The sequence below is a fragment of the Pontibacter sp. LHS1 genome, from assembly GCF_058932855.1.
Genome location: NZ_JBZYWF010000003.1, coordinates 366,729 through 387,545, shown reverse-complemented (window position 1 = coordinate 387,545; position 20,817 = coordinate 366,729). Strand labels below are relative to the sequence as shown.

Here is a 20,817-nt window from a genome sequence, read left to right as displayed (position 1 = left end):
TACATGTGTGCAATTGGCGTAAATCCGGTTATTCCCAAGTGCATTCGTTATGGCCTTTGTAGCGCGTTGCCTTAATTAATAATATATCCCTATATTTACAGTTCACTAAAGATTGTGTAACACGATTAAACAAACTACTGTATGAACAAGCTTTTCAGGCCATACCTTACTTTCTTGCTGATGGGTACCTTGTTAACTTTTGCATCTTGCAAAGATGATGATGATCCAGGTCCGGATGATGAGCAGGAGGTGATAACCGCGGTGACAATCTCGCTTACGCCTACTGGTAAAGGTCAGGATGCAGAGGCTACAATTAGCACCATCTCAGGCTCTCCGGTACAGAATGCACCTCTTACATTAAGACCAGGCACAGAGTACACAGCCGTGGTAACATTTGCTGACGAAAGCAAGACACCTGTGGCTGACATAACTACTGAGATTTATGAGGAGCGTGACGAGCATTTGTTAGTGTACACCTTTACACCTGATTCAGGAAGCGATGCAAATGTGACCGTAAACATTACAGATACTGACCGTAACAACCGTCCTGTAGGGTTGGAGTCGACTGTGACAACCGGCGCAGGTACTGGTAACGGTAAACTGAGAGTTATGCTGAAGCACCAGCCAGGTAACCTGAAAACAGGCACAAACACCACCGCAGGCGAAACTGATGTGGATGTAAGCTTTAATGTGATCATAGCGAACTAAGCTGTTTCGATAAGTATCATAAAAAAGACCGCAACAGGTATAGCCTGCTGCGGTCTTTTGTTTTCTGCTCTTGTTTTCTCTACCTGCCGGCTCAGACAATCCTGCAGCAAAGTGCAATATGCCGCTTCCAGGACTGCTATACCTGCTTAGCGACCCAGCAACTGCTGGCCCATCAGCATCTGGATGGTCTTGCCGATGCGGTTAGCTCTTGTCTCAGGGCGCTTGGCCTCCTGTATGGCGAGCACATGCTCCTTGCGGTGCGTAAAGGCCAGCTTTTCGAAAGTTTCCAGCAGCCCCGCCGACTCCAGTGCCTCACGCAAGTCCTGCGGAATTTCCACTGTTCTGTTCTTGCGGTCTATACCTGGGGCGTCTACTCCAAATTTAGAAGGAGCGCTTCGCTCTGACTCGTGCTTGAAACGCAACGACGACCAGGTGTCATCTATGGCCACTTGCCTCACCGGAGAGTAACCTAACTCTGATACGGCCTCCCATCCATTGTCGCGGTTCAGATCCGACTTAATACCAGATGATTTCTTAGGATAAGACACCCAAAGGATACCGTTGCGCTTGAGTGACGGCACCGCCATGGGTACATAGTAGTTCAGCTCTTTGCTGTCGGTGGCAAACACCTGCACAGCATCATACAAGACCCCCTTTTCAGGACTGGTGTGTACCTGTATACCTTCGGTCTGCAGCGCCTCTGCTATACCTGCCTGTGCATTGAGCACCAGCACCTGCCACCCCGACTTTAAATTTAACTTTTTGGCTATACCCTGCATGTTGGTTTCTGATTGGATCGAACACACTAATCTAAGGGAAAACGTCAAAATATTATACCTCCACGGCCAGGTCTTTCACAATTATCAGCAAAATACTATATTTAAAGCTGTCATAACCTGAACTTTATGCCCACCCTGCAATCATCACCTCAAAAGCACTACCTTTTCAATACGGCAGTTATTGTAGCGGCCCTCGGCTACTTTGTCGACATATACGACCTGGTGCTTTTCAGCATCGTGCGAATACCCAGCCTGCAGTCGCTGGGTGTAACGGACCCTACCGCCCTACTGGAAGACGGCGTGATGCTGCTGAACATGCAAATGGCCGGTATGCTGCTGGGCGGTATAGCCTGGGGTGTGCTGGGTGACAAAAAGGGAAGGCTTTCGGTGCTTTTCGGCTCTATCTTTCTTTATTCTATTGCCAATATCCTCAACGGCTTTGTGACCACTATACCCATGTATGCGGTGCTGCGCTTTGTAGCGGGCGTGGGTTTGGCTGGAGAACTGGGCGCAGGTATAACCCTGGTATCGGAAGTGCTGCCAAAGGAGAAACGCGGCTATGGCACCATGGTAGTGGCCACCATCGGGATATCAGGGGCCATACTGGCAGGTATAGTGGGCGAGTACTTTGGCTGGCGCACGGCCTATTTCATCGGTGGCGGACTGGGCATGCTGCTGCTCCTGCTGCGGGTTGGGGTATACGAGTCGGGCATGTTCAACAACCTGAAGCAGACCAATGTGACACGCGGCAACTTCCTGTCACTCTTTACCAATGCCAGGCGTTTCTGGAAGTACCTCAAGTGTATCCTGATCGGGGTGCCGATCTGGTATGTGGTGGGCATCCTCATCACTTTCTCGCCTGAGTTCGGTGTGGCCTTGGGTGTAACGGACACCGTGTCGGCGGCACGCGCTGTTTCCTTCTGCTACCTTGGGCTGGTGTTCGGCGACTTTGCCAGCGGCTTCCTGAGCCAGCGCTTCCAGAGCCGCCGAAACATTGTGCTGGCATTCCTGCTGCTCACCGGCATTTTTATAGGTACATACCTGCTGGGCAGGGAATTCAGCCTGACCGCCTTCTATACCTTGTGCGTGGCCCTAGGCTTTGCGGGCGGCTACTGGGCTGTATTTGTGACCATAGCGGCCGAGCAGTTCGGTACTAACATACGCGCTACGGTTACGACTACCGTACCTAACTTCGTGCGTGGAGCCGTCGTGCCACTCACCATTGCCTTTACTTACCTCAAAGACGGTGTCGGGCTGGTACCGGGCGCCATACTACTGGCCGTGCTCTGCTTGGCCATTGCCATCTACTCTATCCTGACGCTGGACGAAACCTATGGCAAAGACCTGAACTACATGGAGCCGCTGTAATCGCTGGCAGTACCAAGCATTAAGCTAAAGAGCATTGGAGGCTGCAGGTACACCTTGCCACATGCGTTACTGTCTGCCTTTTGCTGCCTTCACAGGATAGGCATTTCAGCAAATTTTCAGCGCTATACCTTACAAAAAGCTGCCGAAATCGTAATTTTGAGTATGATTATATACAACGTAACTATCAACATCGACAACAGCGTGGCCGAAGAGTGGCTGGACTGGATGAAGAGCACGCATATACCGGAGGTGATGGCAACAGGCTATTTCCTGAACAACCAAATCGCCCGCCTGCTGCACGAGGAAGACAATGGCGGCACTACCTATGCCGTGCAGTACACTTGCCGCAACCTGGAAGACCTGGAGGAGTACCAGCGCGATCATGCCCCGGAACTACAGGCCAAGGTGCTGAAGCGCTACCCGGAGAAATTTGTGGCTTTCCGCTCTTTGCTGGAGATTGTAGGCCGAGATGTGGAGAAAGATCAATAAGTCAACTTATCTTATCAACAAACAGGCCCTTGCTATACCTGAGCATGGGCCTGTTCTTATTTAGTTGAGTTGGTAAGAATTTGCGCAAGGTAAAGCCATTGCCAGATTCGCCGCTTTAATGCTTTTGCAGGCCATTTGAATAACCTTAGTTCGCGGTGTAGGCCTTGATCTGCTCTTCGGTCATGTTGCAGTTTATCCACTCACCGTCGAGGTTGGCACCTATTTTCTTGTAGAAAGCAATTGCTGGTTCGTTCCAGTCCAGCACCTGCCACTTCATGCGCTTGGCACCTATCTCCTTTGCCTCGCGGGCAACGGCATTGAACAGCATTTTGCCGATGCCACTGCGGCGCAGGCTTTCGGTTACAATCAGGTCTTCCAGAAAAAGCATCTTGCCTTTCCACGTGGAATAGGCGATGTAATAAAGCGCTATACCTACAATGCCCTCTTCCGTTTCGGCCACAAAGAATTTAAAGATCGGATTCTCCCCAAAGCCGTCCCAATGCATATCCTCCAGCGTGTTAGTCACTTCGTCTGGCGCTTTTTCATATACCGCCAGCTCTTTAATTAAATCGTGTACCTGCGACAGGTCATCTATGGTTCCTTTTCTGATGTTTAGCATTGAGACAGGATTTTTAAGATTAAAAGGATTTTTCAGGATTGATAATGTCTGCTGAAACGTGTTGACCGCACAGTGTCTTTTGCGCAACGCATCGTCGCAATTTAAATGAAATTAGAACCGAAGCCCAAACTTTCTAACTTCTCAACTTCCTAACCCAAAAACCTACTTCTGGCTTGCACCAATTCCTTACCTGTTTCGGTGCTGGTGAGTTTGTGCAGGAAGTTATTGGCCTCCCCGGCTGGTCCTGCCGTAGCGCGTACAGTGTCACCCAAGGCGCTTTCGGCTTTGAAGATGATGTCTATCTCCTGTAACTGCTGCGTCTCCAGCACATCGGCTGGCAGTGTTTCGAGGACCCATTGCAGGTAGCGGGTGTTGGTGACGTGGCGGTTCAGGTCGATGTCGTGCCAGCGGACGGGCATTTGCTCCTCATACCTGACTTCTTCCAACTGCGGCAGTTTCCCTTTGGCAAAGGGCAATGGCTCCTCACCGGGCACTACTTCCACAGCTGTAATGAAATCGGGCACAGACACCATTTGGCGCTTCACCACATCCATCACCAGCCAAACACTCGTCGCCTGCCCCAGTAGCTCCCGGTCGGCGCTGTATACTCTGAAGTCGCGGTGCAAGAACACCCGCTCCCGGCCCGAGGCCCAGGTCTCGACGGTAATCTTTTCACGGTGTCTGGGGTAGCGGAATATCTCGACGCGCATGCGCTGCAGCACCCAGGTCAGGCCCCGCTCCAGCAGCTCGTACATGGAAATGCCCATAGTAGCTGTATTGTCCCAGGCGGCTTCCTGCATGTAACCGACCAGCGCTGGTAAGGTCGCCTGCCCGTTTTGATCGGTTTCGGTGGAGCGCACAATAAACTCGCTTTGCCCGGTAACTGATTTCATTGCGTATAAGATGGTTCGTGTTGCAAGGTACGCAAGAATCAGGGAGGGGACCAGGAGGTGTAGGTATAAAAAAAGCACATCGTGGGGATGTGCTTCTTCTGTTTTAGATTAAAGGCTGCTTTAAATTGAGGAGCCAATAGCTACACCAAAGAACATGGCCAGCAGCGCCAGCGCATAAAATCCAAGGAAGACGATTGTAAGAACACCCATAAATTTAAAAAGGGACTTTAAGTTTTTGAATGATTCTGCTATTGTCACCTCGTCTTCAGTTAGAAGGCCTGTCTGCATATTGCTAGAAAACCTGTACAGGTATAAAACTGGCAACAAATACAACGCAGCAAATAGCAGATAAAACAGGCTCAGGAAAGTCCCGCTAATGGCTCCACCGCCCAGGCTAGCTCCCATAGTTAAGGCAATAACCCCAAACAGGACCATGATGCCAACACCTACAAACCCAACTATAGCTAAAAACTTGCCCCACCTCGCCGTGTTCTGCAAGAAATCTCTTGACTCTAAATTAATGCTTAACCCTTGAGGCTGCTCGTTGTAAAATTCTGTGTCCATTCAATTATCATTTAAGGTTGATTGATTATCTAAATATAGGAATACATCTATAGAAATCAAATGGAACAGGGGTCGGCCATCTAACAAAAAAGCCAGCACCACATTTCTGCAGCACTGGCTTCTTTTGGTTCAGTTATCAGCTATACCTGTTATGGCTGCTGCTGCTGTGCGTACGGATTCACGCCCATGTTCTTGTACATGAACGCCCAGGTATCAGCCCACTCCTGAATAACAAGAGAAGTCGGCTTACCGGCACCGTGGCCAGCACGCACATCCACACGGATCAGGTATGGGTTGCCCGGAGCGCCTTTGTCCTGCAGCTCAGAGATGAACTTGAAGGAGTGCGCCGGCACCACACGGTCATCGTGATCGGCTGTTTTCACCAGTGTAGCTGGATATTTCACACCTTCTTTCAGGTTGTGCAGCGGCGAGAAGGCATAGAGGTTCTTGAATTGCGCTTCGTCATCAGAAGAACCATACTCTGGTACCCAAGCCCAACCAATGGTGAACTTGTGGAAACGCAGCATATCCATTACACCCACGGCTGGAAGGGCAACCTTTGCCAGTTCCGGGCGCTGTGTCATGAAGGCACCTACCAATAGGCCACCGTTAGAGCCACCGCCTACAGCCAGTTTCTCACTGGAGGTATATTTGTTGTCGATCAGGTACTCAGCTGCCGCGATAAAGTCATCAAACACGTTTTGCTTGTTCGGCGTCATACCTGCCTTATGCCAGTCCTCGCCGTACTCACCACCACCACGCAGGTTTGGCATGGCGTACACGCCACCGTTCTCCAGCCACAGCATGTTCGCAATGCTAAAGCTTGGCGTCAGGGAGATGTTGAATCCGCCGTAAGCGTACAGGTATGTCGGGTTGTTGCCGTCTAACTTCAGACCTTTTTTGTGCACAATGAACATTGGCACTTTGGTACCGTCCTTCGAAGTATAGAACACCTGCTTGGTCTCATACGCTTCAGTATCCACATCCACCTCCGTTTTGCGGAACATGGTTACTTTGTTGCTCGCAATCTCGTAGCGGAAGATCGTCGGTGGGTATGTGAAGGACGTGAAAGTAAAGAAGGTCTCTTTGTCGTCTTTCTCACCGCTGAAGCCGCCTACTGTACCGATGGCCGGCAGCTCTACCTTGTTCATCTGCTTGCCGTTGGTGTCATACACCACCACTTCGCTGGCAGCGTCTTTCATGTAAGAGGCAATGATACGGCCACCTACCAGCGACACGCCGTTCATCACGTTCTCGTTCTGCGGCACCACTACTTTCCAGTTCTGCTCCTGTGGCTTCTTCGGGTCGATCAGCACCAGGCGGTAGCGAGGCGCATTTTTGTTCGTGCGCACCAACAGCTTATCGCCAATATTTTCCACCACGTTGTACTCCGATTCAAAGTTATCCACGATCGGCTTGATAGTAGACTTAGGATCTGAAAGGTCACGGTAGTACAGGGCGTTGGCACCGCTGGCACCTTCCGACACGTTCAGGATCAGGAACCGCTCGTCATCAGTGGTCTGGCCGTAGAAGTTACGGAGCGGTTTGGTCTTGTCTTCGTACACCAGTTGGTCCTGGCTCTGCGGCGTACCTATCTTGTGGTAGTATACCTTGTGGTACTCGTTTTTATTCGCCAATTTGTTACCCTCGGTCGGAGCGTCGTAGCGGCTGTAGAAGAAGCCGTCTTTGTACCAGCTTGGGCCGGAAAACTTCACCCACTCCACTTTGTCATCGAGCTTCTTGCCTGTGGCCACTTCCATCACTTCGTAGGTGTTCCAGTCAGAGCCACCGCTAGAAGTGCCGTAGGCTACATACTTGGCGTTTTTATCAAAGGCCAGGGCTGTGAGAGCTACCGTGCCGTCAGTAGAGAATTTGTTCGGGTCGAGGAACACTTTCGGCTCGCTCTCCAGTGTGTTCTGCACGTAGAGCACGCTCTGGTTCTGCAGACCGTCATTCTTATAGAAGTAGTATTTGCCGCCCTTCTTGAACGGAGCACCATACTTCGGATAGTTCCAGATCTTGGTCAGACGCTCTTTGATCTGGTCACGGAATTCAATGCCGTCGAGGTAATCGAAGGTCACCTTATTCTGCGCCTCTATCCACTGATCCACTTCCTCGTTGTGGGTTTCGAGCCAGCGGTAGGGGTCGGCTACCTTCGTGCCGAAATAATCGTCTACGTGGTCTACTTTCTTGGTTTCAGGGTAATTCAGTTGAGTTTCAGCCGTTGCAGCGGCTGCAGTTGTAGTCTCGGTATTCATGCCTGTGGCGGTACTCTCGGTTTGGGTGGATTTGCAGGCCGATACGGCGGTCAGGCCGCCTGCCAGCAATAGAACAGTTGTCTTTTTCATAATAGCTTTCCTATTGATTTGTTTGGTTTAGGTATAGCAGGAACTAAGATACGCATTTTATACAAATTAAATCACAAGGCGCTTTAAGAGCAGTCTCCTTTTTCATTTATTATCAGTTATTTCCAACCAAAATTTCTTTGCTCCACCGTATACAAGCAATGCTCCTGCGCATTACATTTGCGCGCTTTTAACACTAGGGTTTTAGGCTGTTTTAGGCTGTTTTAGAAGATGATAGAAGAAGTAGAAGACGAGAAACTGTTACAGAAGTTTGAGCAGATAGCCGACCGCCTGTCTGATAAAGGCTATGCTATAGTAGATAACTTTCTGGAACCAGAGGAGGTGCGCAACCTGCTGGAGGTGCTGCAGCACCATCAGGAACAGGGGACGTTTAAAAAAGCAGGCATCGGCACGGCAGACCAGTTCACGGTGGACAAGCAGGTACGTGGCGACTATATCCGCTGGATTGAGCCATCGCAGGCGCTGCCCCCAACTCAGGTGTTCCTGGACCGCATGCACGAAGTGATGCGCTACATTAACCGCACTTGCTTTCTGGGACTAAAGGATTTCGAATTCCACTTTACGGTATACCCGCCCGGCACCGTGTACCAGCGGCACCTTGACCAGTTTCAGACCAACGACCACCGGCGTCTGTCATTCATTTGCTACCTCAACGAAAACTGGCTACCAGAAAACGGCGGCAACCTGCGCCTATACCTGCCCAACGACGATGACTCGGAAGAAGAGGTGGATGTGCTGCCCATTGCCGGTCGCCTGGCCTGTTTTCGCGCTGACATAATCCCGCACGAGGTACTCGCTGCTAACCGCCACCGCTACAGCCTGACGGGCTGGATGCTGGACCAGCTGAATGAGCTGACGTTTTTGTAAGATCAACGTTTTGAGGCAGACAAAAGGCTGCTCGGCGAAGAACAAAGGATTATTGAAAGTCTCTTGCCCTTTGCCACATGGGCTGTCGTGAGGCAGAGCGACTACTGTGCGAAGTTGATTTCCGTGCTATCGCCGATATTCAGGCTATGGCTAAGTCCTTTAAAGCTGGCATCTGAGCCAATGATGGAGTCGTGCATCACCGCATTCTGCAGTTCGGAGTAAGCCCCAATGATAGAGTTGCTCAGTGAGGAGCGCGAGATGGTGGTATTGTCGCCGATCGCTACATTGGGCCCGATGATGGAATGTGTGATGTTGCAGTTAGAACCGATGCTCACAGGCGGAATGATGATGTTGCCGGGATACTCACCTGAGTAATCCAACTCCCGGAAGCGGGGGTGCCGCAGCAGTTTCGCATTGGCTTCCAATAGCGTCTCCTTGCGGCCGCAGTCAAACCAATTATCCACGTTCCAGGTCACCATTCTCTCTCCCTGCCGGATCATGTGCATGAGGGCATCGGTAAGGTGGTATTCGTTGTGGGTGCGTACATTTTCGGTGATGATATGCTCGAGCGAGCGCACTAGTTTTTCAGGCTGCATGATCTTGTAGAGCCCCACCAGCGCAAAGTTCGACTTCGGAATTTTCGGCTTCTCGACCACCTTCACAATGTACTCGTCCATGCCCACTTCCGTTACCCCGAACAGCGAAGGTTTGGCTACTTTTTTTACACCGAGCACTGACTTAGTAGAGGCAATAATGGCGGGCAAATCCGCCTCTACAATGTTGTCGCCCAGCATGATGAGTACACTGTCTTCGTGGCGGTAGGTTTCGCGGGCGATCCAGAGCGCATGCCCCAAACCCTCACGTGGCTCCTGCACCACAAACTCTGCTTTGATCTGAGGATATTTCTGCCGCACGTAGTTTTCGACCTTGTCGCCGAGGTAGCCGATGATGAACACGTAGTCCTGAACGCCTGCCTGTATCAGTCGCTCCACGATGTGCCCCAGTATCGTATTATCCGCCACCGGCACCAGCGATTTAGGCTGTGTGTGCGTGTGCGGACGGAGTTTAGAACCAACACCAGCAACAGGAATAACGACTTTCATATACTACACTTTTTCAGCAATATAGTAATTTTTGATTAGAGTTTTGAGGATTAGGGGGAGTAGTATAGTGTTTTAGCAATTTCACAACGTCACACTATGTTTTCCGTAATCATATCGCTTAGCTTTGTACTTATATCGTATACAAACTATACCCTTCCATAAACATGAAAAAAATCTTCTTTTACCTGATCGGCTTTATCGTTCTGGCCTCTCAATCTTCTTGTGGTTACAACACGATGGTGCAGAAAGACGAGACCGTAGAAACCGCATGGGCCAACGTGCAGAACGCCTACCAGCGCCGTGCTGACCTGATACCAAACCTGGTGAACACTGTGAAGGGCGCTGCCAACTTTGAGCGCGAAACCCTGGAGAGTGTGATAAACGCCCGCGCAAAAGCAACCAGCGTACAACTCAATGCCGACGATCTGACACCTGAAAACCTGCAGCGCTTCCAGGCTGCCCAGAACGAACTGGGTGGTGCCCTGAGCCGCTTGCTTGTTTCTGTGGAGCGTTATCCGGAACTGAAGGCAAACCAAAACTTCCTGGAACTGCAGGCACAGCTGGAAGGCACCGAAAACCGCATTTCGGTGGAGAGGCGTAAGTTCAACGAGGCCGTGCAGGACTATAACACTACGGTGCGTTCCTTCCCTAACAACCTGATGGCAGGCATTTTCGGCTTTGAGCGTAAAGGCCACTTCCAGGCCGACCCTGGTGCTGAACGAGCTCCTACGGTGCAGTTTTAAAGTATAAATTGTTGATTGTTAGTTGTTGATTGCTTTCCCTGCGAGAGTAAAAACAATTAACAATCAGCAATAAACGATCAACAATTCAAGTCATGCCTAAAGATACCATAACCGAAGCGGATGAAAAGGTCATCATGGAGGCCATACAGGAGGCGGAGCGTAACACGTCCGGTGAGATCCGTGTGCACATCGAGAACAACTGCGAAGGCGATGTGCTCGATCGTGCCACAGAAGTGTTTGCCCAGCTCCACATGCACCTGACCAAGCAGCGCAACGGCGTGCTGTTTTATGTGGCCATCAAAGACCATCAGTTTGCCGTACTGGGCGATGCAGGCATCAATGCCATCGTACCCGACCACTTTTGGGAAGACATTACCGCCGAAGTGATTTCCCACTTCAAAAAGCAGGAATATGCCGCCGGTCTTGCCAAAGGCGTTATCATGGCGGGTGAGCAACTCAAATCACACTTCCCGTACGACGACAAAGGCGACCTAAACGAACTGAGCGACGATATATCGTTCGGAAAATAACGCACCATGAAACGATCCATTCTGTTCCTATACCTTACTTTGTTAAGTATCCTGGCGGTAGCCCAAAGCGATGATTTCCCGCCAAGGCCCAACCCACCGCGATTGGTAAACGACCTGGCCGGTATCCTGAGCCAGGGCGAGATACAGTCACTGGAACAGAAACTGGTTAACTACAACGATACCACCTCCACCCAGATCGCAATTGTCACCATCAAATCCATAGGCGACTATGACGCAAACCAGTACGCGGCCGAATTGGGTGAGCGGTGGGGCGTGGGCGGCAGCAAGAACGACAATGGCTTAGTTATACTGGTAGCACTCGATGAGCGCAAAGTAGCCATCCAGACAGGCTATGGCATGGAACACATCATACCTGACGCCATTGCCAAACGCATTACCGAACGCACGCTCAAGCCCAATTTTCAGCAGGGGGAGTTTTACAAAGGATTGAATGAAGCGACGAACCTGATCATTAGCCTGGCCAGCGGTGAGTACCAGGCCGATCCACAGGCTAGCCAGGGCGAAGGTGAAGGACCTTCGCTGATAGCCATTATCCTGATCGTGATCGTGCTGGTATTCGTTATGTCACGCTTTAAAGGCGGTGGCGGCAGAGGAGGCCGCGGTGTGCGCACACTCGGAGGACCTATCCTGGGGCCAGGCTCTTTTGGCACATTCCGTACCGGTGGCGGCATGTTTGGCGGAGGAGGCGGCTTTGGCGGCGGGGGCGGTGGCTTCGGTGGTTTCGGAGGTGGCTCTTTTGGCGGAGGCGGGGCTAGCAGTAGCTGGTAGGCCGCTATACCTGCAGGCTTTCGTCCGGAGATTTCCTCAACGCTATCCGCTGCAAACTCGTACAGGCGGTATATCCCTCAGCCTATGATTCTGGCTTTCTTATCATTACAGAAAGTATAGCTCCTCAAAAATTAGTACCTTTGCAGGCGGAGGGGGATCTGCGCGTATGAAAATAAACAACGGAAACATTAAATCGAAGGTCGTTATCGGCTTCACGCTGGCGCTTTCGGTGGTGGTTTTTGCCATATACCTTACTTATAACAGCTTCACCCAACTACTCAGCTCCGTCAATGTGCTGGCGGAGCCAAACGCTAAACTAGCCAAGCTACAGCACACCCTTGCTGACATTGCCACGGCAGAAAGCGCTATCCGGGCTTATACCCTCACCACTGAAGACAAGCACTTCAGGGAGTACCTCGACAACCTGGGCAACATCAACAGCCAACTCGACTCGCTATGCTCGCTCATGCAGGACAATCCTGCCGAACTGGCTCAGATCGACTCGGTGTCTACGCTGCTGCTGGCTCAGAAAAAGAGCCTGGAAGAGCACGTGAACAATAAAAAACAGCAGCGCGGCAACAACGCTTATACCGATAGAGCGCTGAAACAGATTGCCTCAGCAGCTTCCCGTCAACCTGCCACTACCACGATCAACCAGCGCACCAAAACAATCATATCGGACAGGCTGGCCTACAATACGGACTCCATTACCAGCAGACCTCCCCAGAGCGAGAGTAAAAAAGGTATATTGCATAAGATTTTTGGTAAACGCAACGAATCAAAACAGCAGGAGCCGCCACAGCCTGTAGTGGTTCCACAACTGAATGTAAAACAGGAATATACCGCCGACACCAGCAAAGCAACCCCAACCAACATGGCTTCCATTGCCAAAGTGCGCGTTGTGCTCAAAGATGTGGAGCGTGAACTACAGCAGCAGCAAGACGCCATGGTAGCCAAAGAGCTGGCACTCCTGCAGCAGGACAAACAGATCATGGACCAGGTTCGCCGCATGGTATACAACCTGGAACGATACGAGCTGCAGCAGGCCCGCCTCAATGCAGCACAGGCACAGGAAGTTGCCAAAGAAACATCGCTCGTGCTCTTGCTCGTCGGTATCTTCGGTTTGGCCAGTGGCATTGCCTTTATCCTCATCATCCTGCGCGACCTCACCCGCAGTAGCAAGTATAAGGCTGAACTGAAGCGCTCCCGCAAAGAGGCTATCCAGCTGGCACGTGCCAAAGAGGCCTTCGTGGCCAACATCAGCCATGAGATACGCACGCCGCTCAACGTAGTGCTGGGCTTCTCAGAACAACTGGGCCATACTCAGCTGCAGGAGCAGCAGCAGGAACACCTGCAGGCCATTCACGGTGCCGGTCAGCACCTGCTGCACATCGTAAACGACGTGCTCGACCTCTCCAAACTCGAAGCCGGCAAATTGCACCTGCACATGGCCCCTTTCGAGATGAAACAGCTCCTGACTGAGGTGGAGCGCACATTCCGACTCAAGGCCAGCACCAAAGGTATAGGATTCACCTGCACCATAGATAACCAGCTGAGCGGCCACCTGTTGGGCGACTCACTGCGGCTGCGGCAAGTGCTTTTCAACTTAGTGGACAATGCCATCAAGTTCACCCACGACGGGGAGGTACAGGTACGCTGCAGGCTTAAGTCGCAGCGCCGTAACCGTGTTGTGGTGCTGATCGAGGTTTCTGATACAGGTATAGGTATACCGATGGAACAGACCGCGCATGTATTCGGGGAGTTCAACCAGGCTGACGACTCGATCATCCGGAAGTATGGCGGCACCGGGCTGGGGCTGTCTATCAGCAAGAAGCTGGTGGAGATGCAGGAAGGCTCACTTACCCTTCGCAGTGTACCTAACGAAGGCACCACCTTCAGCATTGTACTGCCGATGCAGCGGGTAGCTGCCCCTGAGCTTGAGGCTATACCTGAGCCTCAACTCTCTGCCACCAATGTACTGGCTGGCAAAGCCGTGTTGGTGATTGACGATGATGCCTACAGCCGCACCCTCTGCCAGCTGATACTGGGCCGCAAAGGTATGCAGGTCACGCTGGCTAACGATGGCCAGGAGGCGCTACAGCTGATCAAGGAGAAGAGCTTTGACATCGTACTCACTGATATACAGTTGCCAGGCATGAGCGGGAAGGCCGTAGCCAGAGCCATCCGGAAGGAGAACGCTACCATACCGATCATGGCCCTCACGGCCAACATCATGAGCAGCAACAAGCGCTTCTTTGCCAAAACAGGTATATCAGAACACTTGCTCAAGCCTTTCACGGAGCAGGACCTATACCTGAAACTCAGCAAAGCTCTATCTGCTCAGGCTATACCCGAGGCAGCGCCTGCACTTGAGGCTACAGTTGAAAAGGAAAAGAGCGTAAAAACAGCAGGTATAGCAGATGCTCAGGCTATCCCCATACCTCCAGGTATAGCTGAGATGCAAAACACAGCTGATAAAGCCGAACAAGAAATTGAAGTCAAAGCACAACAGACAGACGAAGCTATACCTGCTACTTATACCCTGGATGAGCTACGGGCTTTTGTGGGAGAGGATCAGGAGGCGCTGTGGGATATTGTGGAAGTACTGATAGCAGATAATCGTCGCTCTCTTGCGCAGTTGGAAAGCACAGCCGCCACTGCGGACTGGCAACAGGCAGGTGAACTGGCGCACAAGATGAAAACCGCTTTCCGTCATTTGCAGGCCCATACCGTGCTCCCGGCTATTGATACGCTCGAGCAAGTGTTGCACCAGCCGGGCTTGCCAACCGAAAGTCTGCCTGCCACAGCTACAGCATTGCAGCACGAGGCTACCCTTGTGCTCACAGCGCTCGAAGCTGAACTTAGCAAGCGTAAAAAGCCCGCAGAAGCTGCCGCTTAGGCCTCGATGTTGTACTGCCGCATTTTGTTGTAAAGCGTCTTACGATCGATGTTGAGCAAACGGGCTGCTTTGGATTTATTGTACTTCACCCGCTCCAGCATTTCGAGGATCAGCTCCTTCTCGCTGCGTTCGGTTGCTGTTCGCAGATCCGTCACCGGCATGGCCACTTGCGTTGCATCCGGCTGCGCCACCATGTTGGCTGGCTCCGGTATATGGTAGGCGATCTCGGGTGGCAGGTCGTCGAGGCTGATTTCGCCGCCCTTGGCTAAAAGCACAGCCCGCTTCACCACATTTTTCAACTCCCGCAAGTTTCCCGGCCAGCTATACCTTTCCAAAGCCATGGCTACGGCTGCATCAAAACCTGCTATGTTACGCTCCAGTTCATGATTGGCCACCTGCAAAAAGTGGCTGGCAAACTGCATGATGTCGGCTGTGCGCTCACGAAGTGGGGAGATGTTAATTTTGAACTCGTTGAGACGGTGGTACAGGTCTTCCCGAAACTCGCCCCGGCTCACAGCCTGCACCAGGTCTTCGTTAGTAGCCACAATGATGCGCACATCCACATCGAGGTCGGTGTTGCTGCCGATCTTGCGCACTTTGCGCTCCTGTATGGCCCGCAGCAATTTCACCTGTATTTCATAAGATAGGTTGCCGATCTCATCCAGAAAGAGTGTGCCGCCATTTGCTGCTTCAAACTGTCCTTCCTTATCGCCCATAGCTCCTGTAAACGAGCCCTTTACGTGCCCGAACAGTTCGCTCCCGGCTAGCTCCTTCGATAAAGCACCGCAATCGATGGCTACAAAGGGCTTGTCGTGGCGCTTGCTGCGCTGGTGTATCTTGCGGGCCACATATTCTTTGCCGGTGCCGCTCTCACCCTCTATGATCACCGACATGTTGGTAGGCGCTATCAACGCAATGTACTCTTCTAGCTGCGCCGACTGCGGACTGGCACCTTTCACAAAGGTAAAACCGCCCTGCGCAGGTATAACCGGCTTCGTAGCAACATTGCCTTCGCGCCCGTAAGTCAAGGCCTTTCGGATGGTCAATAGCGTTTCGTCCGGATTGATTGGCTTAGCAAGGTATTCGAAGGCACCCATTTTAATAGCTTTCACAGCCGTGCGGATGTCAGCGTAGTGCGTCATCAGGATGACGGGCACCTGGGTATCGAGCACGCGAATCTGCTCCAGCAGCTCCAGCCCGTTTTTGTCGGGCAGCCTGAAGTCGGTCAGGATCAGATCAAAGGAACCGGCTTTGATCTGACTGAGGCCTTCGCTGGCGGTATAGGCAGTTTTGACCTCATACTGCTGGCGTTTCAGGAACGTGCTCAGCATCAGGCAAAAGGTAGGATCGTCGTCGATTAAGAGTATTCTGGGCATAATCTTTAGCAATATACACAACCGTGGGGCAGTGGGGAAATTTTGCCCTGAAATTCGTACTCCGGCGTGCATTCCGACTGTTTACCGAAAAGCAGCTGTTAAGGTTGGCATAAAACAGAAAAGCCCCCGCTAGGCGGAGGCTCGTTCCATAGATATTAGGGTCGCTAATATCTAATCTATGTGGCTTATTTTTGGTCGCGGATAATGTTACCTTGTTCATCAATACGAACCTTAGCGCTCTGCTGCTGCTCGTTGGAGAAGAAGATCTCATACATTGTTTTGGCACCCTGGCCTTGCGCATTCGCCTGTGTATTGGTGTTCTGCGCATTTTGTGTCGCCTGCTCGGCACGGTTTTCCATACCCTGTGCGTTAGCACCAGCGGCATTTCCGTTAGGTGTTACGCGGAACACCTCTACAATCTGCCAGCTGCTGAATGCTTCAGCAGTCAGGGTTTGCTTTACAGGCTCCGGAAGCTCTTCCTGCGTGATTGCTTCACGCTTTACATTTTCTTCCTGCGTTGCAGTCTGAGTTTGGGTCTGTGTCTGTGTTTCAGTTGTTACCTGCGTCTCAGTCTGTACTTGCTCTTCATAGTTTACCTGATTTTCAGTTCCGGCCTGCGCTTCGGTTTCTGTTTCAGTAGTTTGCTCTACTTGCTGTTTCTTCTTCGACTTCTTCTTACTCTTATCTGTCTGTGCGTTAGCGTCAAGTGAGGCAAAGCCAAAGAAAGCAATGGCAGCTGCCAGGTAGGTTATTTTTTTCATAGTTTTATTCTGTCGCTCAAGTTTAATTTTTTCATAAAGCCTATTAGTCAAAACTGTGCCAAAACTATATATAATAATCAAACACCTTTAAATCAATATGTTACATACAAAAATAAAAATCCCCAACCTGTGGAATTCGCCATGAGGTGTAGCGAAAATTCCACAGGTTGGGGAATGAAAACTGGGTAATCAGGTATAAGCGGGGCTTATGCGCCTAGCATGAGGGCCAATGCGATCAGAGAGCCGAAACCTATTCCGAAGCCAGCCGCGGCTTTACCTACTTTACGTTTATGGGCCTGCTTCTTAAAAGCCTCACGATAAACCGGCTCTTTCATTAACTGATAGTTCGGGTGAAAGAGATTATCTACATTGGGTGGAATTGCGGCTGTCACAATGCCAGTGACTAAGCCAACAGGAGGAAGCAGGAAGGTCGCTCCGGCCGTACCCCAGAGTGGTCCTTGTCCTTTGTAGTACATCAGCGCATCGTGACGGCCCTGGTACATCAGTTCTTCGGGGGTATAGTTACGTGACGCTCCGGCACCTGCTGGCGTGGCAGAGGCGGTGGCATATTCGTCGTTGCTCTGCGGCAACTGGTTTAGCTGTCGCTGCGATGGTTGGGTTGCAAACTGCATAGAGGACACATCGTTTCGGAGTACAAACCGCAACGGGCCTTTCTCTTCGCTCAGCATGCGATAATGGATGGTGTCTTCCCCCACTTTCACAATTTTACCTACTACTTCTTCACCGCTCTTCTTAACGATCAGATCCTGGCTGTGGCCAAGCATGGCGGTTAGTACGAAACATACACTTAGTACCGCTCTTTTCCATGTCATGAGGTGCATCATCCTGCTCTTTTAATTTTTGTTTTGTTTATTTTCAGTCTTGGACTAGGAAGATACAAAGACTATTCCATTTATTGCCTAATCTCTATATTTTATTTCTCCATTAAAATTATTTTCCTGACAAGTTGTAGCAATGTGGCGTATAAAGCCCGAATGGCACAAACTTAATGCCTTGGCACCACCAGAAATTTGCAAAGCAAGCCCTCAGCCTATACCTTTATAACATGAGCGAACCACGTAAAAAATTATTCCTGCTTGATGCAATGGCCCTGATTTACCGGGCACACTTTGCCTTCAGCAAAAACCCGCGCATCAACTCCAAGGGCATGAATACGGGCGCTGTGCTCGGCTTCACCAACACCCTGGTAGAAGTACTTCAGAAAGAAAGACCCACACACATTGGCGTAGCTTTCGACTCAGCGGCCAAAACTTTCCGCCACGATAATTTCGCTGCCTACAAGGCTAACCGACAAGCCATGCCCGAAGATATCTCGCTGGCTATACCTTACTGCAAAAAGATTGTAGAGGCTTTCAACATACCCGTGCTCATCATGGATGGCTACGAGGCCGACGACATCATCGGCACCCTGGCCTGCCGCGCCGAAAAAGATGATTTTGATGTGTACATGATGACGCCCGACAAAGACTACTGCCAGTTGGTGACGGAGCATGTTTTCCTGTATAAGCCTGCTTTCCTCGGCAATGCCGTGGAGGTATGGGACGTGGCGCGGGTACTGGAGAAGTTTGAAATTGAGCGGGTGGAGCAGGTGATCGACATACTCGGTCTGCAAGGCGACGCCGTGGATAACATACCAGGTATACCGGGCATCGGCGAGAAAACTGCCAAATCCTTGATTCAACGCTTTGGCTCCGTGGAAAACCTGATTGCCAATGCAGATCAGCTCAAGGGCAAGCAGAAAGAAAACGTGGTGAACTTTGCCGAACAAGGCATGATGTCCAAAGAGCTGGCCACCATCCACTGCGATGTGCCAGTGCCGTTTAGACCCGAAGCCCTGCACTACGACGGACCTAACGAAGAGCAACTGGCTGAGCTGTTTGCCGAGCTGGAGTTCCGTCAGCTGATGCAGCGTGTGCTGGGTATCTCCATGGCCGAGGCGCCAGCTACTAAAGCCGCTACTCGACGAGCAAAGCCCTCTAACCAACAGCAGACCTCCCTGTTTGATGCGGCTGCCCCAGCTGATGCAGCCGTGGCCGGTGAAGAAGCAGGTATAGCCACTGAGCATGTGCCGTTTGAGCGCTTCAGCAACACCGTGCAGGACTATCACCTGATCGACACGCCGGCCCTGCGCCAGAGCCTGATCCGCTACCTGCAGAAGCAGCAGGAGTTCTCCTTCGATACCGAGACCAGCAGCATCGACCCGATCACGGCCAAGCTGGTAGGCATGTCGTTCAGCTACCTCCCGGGTGAGGCTTATTATGTGCCTGTACCACCAAATGACGAAGAGGCCATGCGCATCGCATCGGAGTTTAAGGACGTGCTGGAGAATACTAACATCGCCAAGATCGGACAGAACATCAAGTACGATATTCTGGTGATGAAAAATTACGGGATTGAGGTGAACGGTCCGTTGTTTGATACCATGCTGGCGCACTACCTGCTGGAGCCTGAGATGCGCCACAACATGGATGTACTGGCAGAAACCTACCTCAACTATAGCCCTATACCTATCACTGACCTGATCGGGCCAAAGGGTAAGAATCAGATCACGATGGCTGACCTGAAGCCTGAAGAGGTGAAGGACTATGCCTGCGAAGATGCCGATATCACGCTGCGCCTGAAGCAATACTTTGAGCCACTGCTGCAGGAGCAGGGACTGATGAAGCTGTTCAACGAAGTGGAAAACCCGCTGGTGCAGGTGCTGGCAGGTATAGAAAAAGAAGGTATATCGATCGACGCCAATGCGCTGGCCGACATTTCGCTGCTGCTGGAGCAGGAGATTAAAGGTATAGAGACCCGAATTTTTGAAATTGCCGATACAGAGTTTAACATCGGCTCGCCAAAACAACTCGGTGAAGTGCTCTTCGACAAGATGGGGCTGCACGGCAAAGCCAAGATCAAGAAAACGAAAACCGGGCAGTATGCTACCGGTGAGGAGATCTTATCCAAACTGGCCGGCGAGCACGAGATCGTGCGCCTGATCCTGGATCACCGCGAACTTTCTAAACTCAAGTCTACCTATGTGGATGCGCTGCCGCAGCTGGTGTGCGAACTGGATAACCGCGTGCATACCTCGTTCAACCAGGCGGTAACAGCCACTGGGCGCCTGAGCTCGACCAACCCGAACCTGCAGAACATCCCGATCCGTACGGAGCGGGGCCGTGAGATACGCAAGGCCTTTGTGCCGCGCGACAGCAAGCACCTGATCATCTCAGCGGACTACTCCCAGATCGAGCTGCGCATCATGGCTGACTTCAGCGGAGACCCGACCATGAAAGAAGCCTTCAAAAATGGGTTGGACATCCACGCCTCCACGGCCAGCAAAGTGTTCCATGTGCCGCTCGACCAGGTAGACAGCGAAATGCGCCGCAAAGCCAAGACGATCAACTTCGGCATCATCTACGGCATTTCGGCCTTTGGTCTGTCGGAGCGACTGGGTATACCGCGCCGCGAAGCTGCTGACATCATTGAGGCTTATTTTGAGGAGTTCCCGGCTGTGAAGGAGTACATGGACAGCGCCATTGAAAAGGCCCGCGAGCATGAATACGTAGAAACTGTGCTGGGCCGCCGCCGCTACCTCCGTGACATCAATTCGCGCAACGCCACTGTGCGCGGCTTCGCAGAGCGCAACGCCGTGAACGCCCCGATACAGGGTACCGCCGCCGACATCATCAAAATCGCCATGATCAACATACACGAGTACCTGCGCCATGAAAACCTGAAGACCCGCATGATCCTGCAGGTACATGACGAACTTCTGTTCGACGCCCCGAAAGAGGAAGTAGACATCGTGACGCCGAAGATCGTGGAACTAATGACCAACGCCCTGCCGCTTAGCGTGCCGATGGAAGTAGGCTTAGGTGTTGGCAAGAACTGGCTGGAGGCACATTAAGGTATAGCTGTTTTTACCTGTAGCTTATACCTCTATACCTGATACAAAAG

General features: G+C 51.6%; 18 protein-coding genes. 9 read left to right on the top strand and 9 right to left on the bottom strand.

The window, feature by feature from the left end:
- Nucleotides 1–141 precede the first annotated feature (141 nt).
- Nucleotides 142–708 carry a hypothetical protein gene (locus tag AC5FXQ_RS08835; protein WP_493602104.1) on the top strand — a complete coding sequence of 189 codons (567 nt, stop codon included), beginning with the start codon at nt 142–144 and terminating at the stop codon, nt 706–708.
- A gap of 146 nt (nt 709–854) precedes the next feature.
- On the opposite strand, the gene AC5FXQ_RS08830 is transcribed toward AC5FXQ_RS08835, so the two are convergent.
- On the bottom strand, nt 855–1,514 hold the full coding sequence (locus AC5FXQ_RS08830) for a YdeI/OmpD-associated family protein (RefSeq protein ID WP_493602103.1): 660 nt from the start codon (nt 1,512–1,514) through the stop codon (nt 855–857).
- A 99-nt stretch (nt 1,515–1,613) separates the two neighbouring features.
- Here AC5FXQ_RS08830 and AC5FXQ_RS08825 point away from each other — a divergent pair, with 99 nt between their 5' ends.
- Both AC5FXQ_RS08825 and AC5FXQ_RS08820 read left to right on the top strand, forming a co-directional pair.
- Nucleotides 1,614–2,855: an MFS transporter gene (locus AC5FXQ_RS08825; RefSeq protein ID WP_493602102.1), complete on the top strand. Its 1,242-nt coding sequence runs from the start codon at nt 1,614–1,616 to the stop codon at nt 2,853–2,855.
- Nucleotides 2,856–3,017: 162 nt separating this feature from the next.
- Nucleotides 3,018–3,344, top strand: coding sequence for a DUF4286 family protein (locus tag AC5FXQ_RS08820; protein ID WP_493602101.1), 327 nt, complete (start codon nt 3,018–3,020; stop codon nt 3,342–3,344).
- A 145-nt stretch (nt 3,345–3,489) separates the two neighbouring features.
- Here the strand turns inward: AC5FXQ_RS08820 and AC5FXQ_RS08815 are convergent, their stop codons facing one another.
- The 4 genes from AC5FXQ_RS08815 to AC5FXQ_RS08800 all read right to left on the bottom strand — a co-directional run bounded on the left by AC5FXQ_RS08815 (nt 3,490) and on the right by AC5FXQ_RS08800 (nt 7,768).
- The gene (locus tag AC5FXQ_RS08815; protein ID WP_493602100.1) at nt 3,490–3,963 is read right to left on the bottom strand and encodes a GNAT family N-acetyltransferase; all 474 of its coding nucleotides are present in this window, start codon (nt 3,961–3,963) and stop codon (nt 3,490–3,492) included.
- Nucleotides 3,964–4,112: 149 nt separating this feature from the next.
- Entirely contained in the window at nt 4,113–4,856 is a 744-nt protein-coding gene (locus AC5FXQ_RS08810; protein ID WP_493602099.1) for an acyl-[acyl-carrier-protein] thioesterase, read from the bottom strand.
- Between the two features lie 120 nt (nt 4,857–4,976).
- A complete protein-coding gene (locus AC5FXQ_RS08805) occupies nt 4,977–5,420 on the bottom strand; it encodes a hypothetical protein (protein ID WP_493602098.1) in 444 nt (147 codons plus the stop codon).
- A 149-nt stretch (nt 5,421–5,569) separates the two neighbouring features.
- On the bottom strand, nt 5,570–7,768 hold the full coding sequence (locus AC5FXQ_RS08800; RefSeq protein ID WP_493602097.1) for a prolyl oligopeptidase family serine peptidase: 2,199 nt from the start codon (nt 7,766–7,768) through the stop codon (nt 5,570–5,572).
- A gap of 228 nt (nt 7,769–7,996) precedes the next feature.
- Here AC5FXQ_RS08800 and AC5FXQ_RS08795 point away from each other — a divergent pair, with 228 nt between their 5' ends.
- A complete protein-coding gene (locus AC5FXQ_RS08795) occupies nt 7,997–8,653 on the top strand; it encodes a 2OG-Fe(II) oxygenase (RefSeq protein ID WP_493602096.1) in 657 nt (218 codons plus the stop codon).
- Nucleotides 8,654–8,754: 101 nt separating this feature from the next.
- Here AC5FXQ_RS08795 and AC5FXQ_RS08790 read toward each other — a convergent pair whose 3' ends face one another.
- Entirely contained in the window at nt 8,755–9,756 is a 1,002-nt protein-coding gene (locus tag AC5FXQ_RS08790; protein WP_493602095.1) for a sugar phosphate nucleotidyltransferase, read from the bottom strand.
- 164 nt (nt 9,757–9,920) lie between these two features.
- On the opposite strand from AC5FXQ_RS08790, the gene AC5FXQ_RS08785 reads away from it, so the two are divergent.
- The 4 genes from AC5FXQ_RS08785 (at nt 9,921) to AC5FXQ_RS08770 (ending at nt 14,717) form a co-directional block, all read left to right on the top strand.
- Entirely contained in the window at nt 9,921–10,499 is a 579-nt protein-coding gene (locus tag AC5FXQ_RS08785; RefSeq protein ID WP_493602094.1) for a LemA family protein, read from the top strand.
- A 92-nt stretch (nt 10,500–10,591) separates the two neighbouring features.
- The gene (locus tag AC5FXQ_RS08780) at nt 10,592–11,029 is read left to right on the top strand and encodes a TPM domain-containing protein (protein WP_076421397.1); all 438 of its coding nucleotides are present in this window, start codon (nt 10,592–10,594) and stop codon (nt 11,027–11,029) included.
- 6 nt (nt 11,030–11,035) lie between these two features.
- Nucleotides 11,036–11,818: a TPM domain-containing protein gene (locus AC5FXQ_RS08775; RefSeq protein WP_493602093.1), complete on the top strand. Its 783-nt coding sequence runs from the start codon at nt 11,036–11,038 to the stop codon at nt 11,816–11,818.
- Between the two features lie 166 nt (nt 11,819–11,984).
- Nucleotides 11,985–14,717 (top strand): ATP-binding protein, encoded by a 2,733-nt coding sequence (locus AC5FXQ_RS08770; RefSeq protein ID WP_493602092.1) that lies wholly within the window; start codon nt 11,985–11,987, stop codon nt 14,715–14,717.
- On the opposite strand, the gene AC5FXQ_RS08765 is transcribed toward AC5FXQ_RS08770, so the two are convergent.
- From AC5FXQ_RS08765 to AC5FXQ_RS08755, 3 genes are all read right to left on the bottom strand, one after another.
- On the bottom strand, nt 14,714–16,093 hold the full coding sequence (locus tag AC5FXQ_RS08765) for a sigma-54-dependent transcriptional regulator (RefSeq protein ID WP_493602091.1): 1,380 nt from the start codon (nt 16,091–16,093) through the stop codon (nt 14,714–14,716). The two genes, AC5FXQ_RS08770 and AC5FXQ_RS08765, sit on opposite strands and share 4 nt — an antisense overlap.
- 185 nt (nt 16,094–16,278) lie before the next feature.
- Complete coding sequence (locus tag AC5FXQ_RS08760) at nt 16,279–16,854, bottom strand: hypothetical protein (protein WP_493602090.1); 576 nt, start codon at nt 16,852–16,854, stop codon at nt 16,279–16,281.
- Between the two features lie 206 nt (nt 16,855–17,060).
- Complete coding sequence (locus AC5FXQ_RS08755; RefSeq protein WP_493602089.1) at nt 17,061–17,639, bottom strand: hypothetical protein; 579 nt, start codon at nt 17,637–17,639, stop codon at nt 17,061–17,063.
- A gap of 281 nt (nt 17,640–17,920) precedes the next feature.
- Here AC5FXQ_RS08755 and polA point away from each other — a divergent pair, with 281 nt between their 5' ends.
- Nucleotides 17,921–20,767 carry a DNA polymerase I gene (gene polA, locus AC5FXQ_RS08750; protein WP_493602088.1) on the top strand — a complete coding sequence of 949 codons (2,847 nt, stop codon included), beginning with the start codon at nt 17,921–17,923 and terminating at the stop codon, nt 20,765–20,767.
- Nucleotides 20,768–20,817 lie beyond the last annotated feature (50 nt).

Excerpts from the sequence above, each read along its gene's own strand:
- AC5FXQ_RS08810 (WP_493602099.1), bottom strand. The coding sequence starts at position 4,856 with ATGAAATCAGTTACCGGGCAAAGCGAGTTTATTGTGCGCTCCACCGAA.
- AC5FXQ_RS08800 (WP_493602097.1), bottom strand. The coding sequence starts at position 7,768 with ATGAAAAAGACAACTGTTCTATTGCTGGCAGGCGGCCTGACCGCCGTA.
- AC5FXQ_RS08820 (WP_493602101.1), top strand. The coding sequence starts at position 3,018 with ATGATTATATACAACGTAACTATCAACATCGACAACAGCGTGGCCGAA.
- AC5FXQ_RS08780 (WP_076421397.1), top strand. The coding sequence starts at position 10,592 with ATGCCTAAAGATACCATAACCGAAGCGGATGAAAAGGTCATCATGGAG.
- AC5FXQ_RS08825 (WP_493602102.1), top strand. The coding sequence starts at position 1,614 with ATGCCCACCCTGCAATCATCACCTCAAAAGCACTACCTTTTCAATACG.
- AC5FXQ_RS08805 (WP_493602098.1), bottom strand. The coding sequence starts at position 5,420 with ATGGACACAGAATTTTACAACGAGCAGCCTCAAGGGTTAAGCATTAAT.
- AC5FXQ_RS08775 (WP_493602093.1), top strand. The coding sequence starts at position 11,036 with ATGAAACGATCCATTCTGTTCCTATACCTTACTTTGTTAAGTATCCTG.
- AC5FXQ_RS08755 (WP_493602089.1), bottom strand. The coding sequence starts at position 17,639 with ATGCTTGGCCACAGCCAGGATCTGATCGTTAAGAAGAGCGGTGAAGAA.
- AC5FXQ_RS08795 (WP_493602096.1), top strand. The coding sequence starts at position 7,997 with ATGATAGAAGAAGTAGAAGACGAGAAACTGTTACAGAAGTTTGAGCAG.
- AC5FXQ_RS08790 (WP_493602095.1), bottom strand. The coding sequence starts at position 9,756 with ATGAAAGTCGTTATTCCTGTTGCTGGTGTTGGTTCTAAACTCCGTCCG.
- AC5FXQ_RS08785 (WP_493602094.1), top strand. The coding sequence starts at position 9,921 with ATGAAAAAAATCTTCTTTTACCTGATCGGCTTTATCGTTCTGGCCTCT.
- AC5FXQ_RS08835 (WP_493602104.1), top strand. The coding sequence starts at position 142 with ATGAACAAGCTTTTCAGGCCATACCTTACTTTCTTGCTGATGGGTACC.
- AC5FXQ_RS08760 (WP_493602090.1), bottom strand. The coding sequence starts at position 16,854 with ATGAAAAAAATAACCTACCTGGCAGCTGCCATTGCTTTCTTTGGCTTT.
- polA (WP_493602088.1), top strand. The coding sequence starts at position 17,921 with ATGAGCGAACCACGTAAAAAATTATTCCTGCTTGATGCAATGGCCCTG.
- AC5FXQ_RS08770 (WP_493602092.1), top strand. The coding sequence starts at position 11,985 with ATGAAAATAAACAACGGAAACATTAAATCGAAGGTCGTTATCGGCTTC.
- AC5FXQ_RS08765 (WP_493602091.1), bottom strand. The coding sequence starts at position 16,093 with ATGCCCAGAATACTCTTAATCGACGACGATCCTACCTTTTGCCTGATG.
- AC5FXQ_RS08815 (WP_493602100.1), bottom strand. The coding sequence starts at position 3,963 with ATGCTAAACATCAGAAAAGGAACCATAGATGACCTGTCGCAGGTACAC.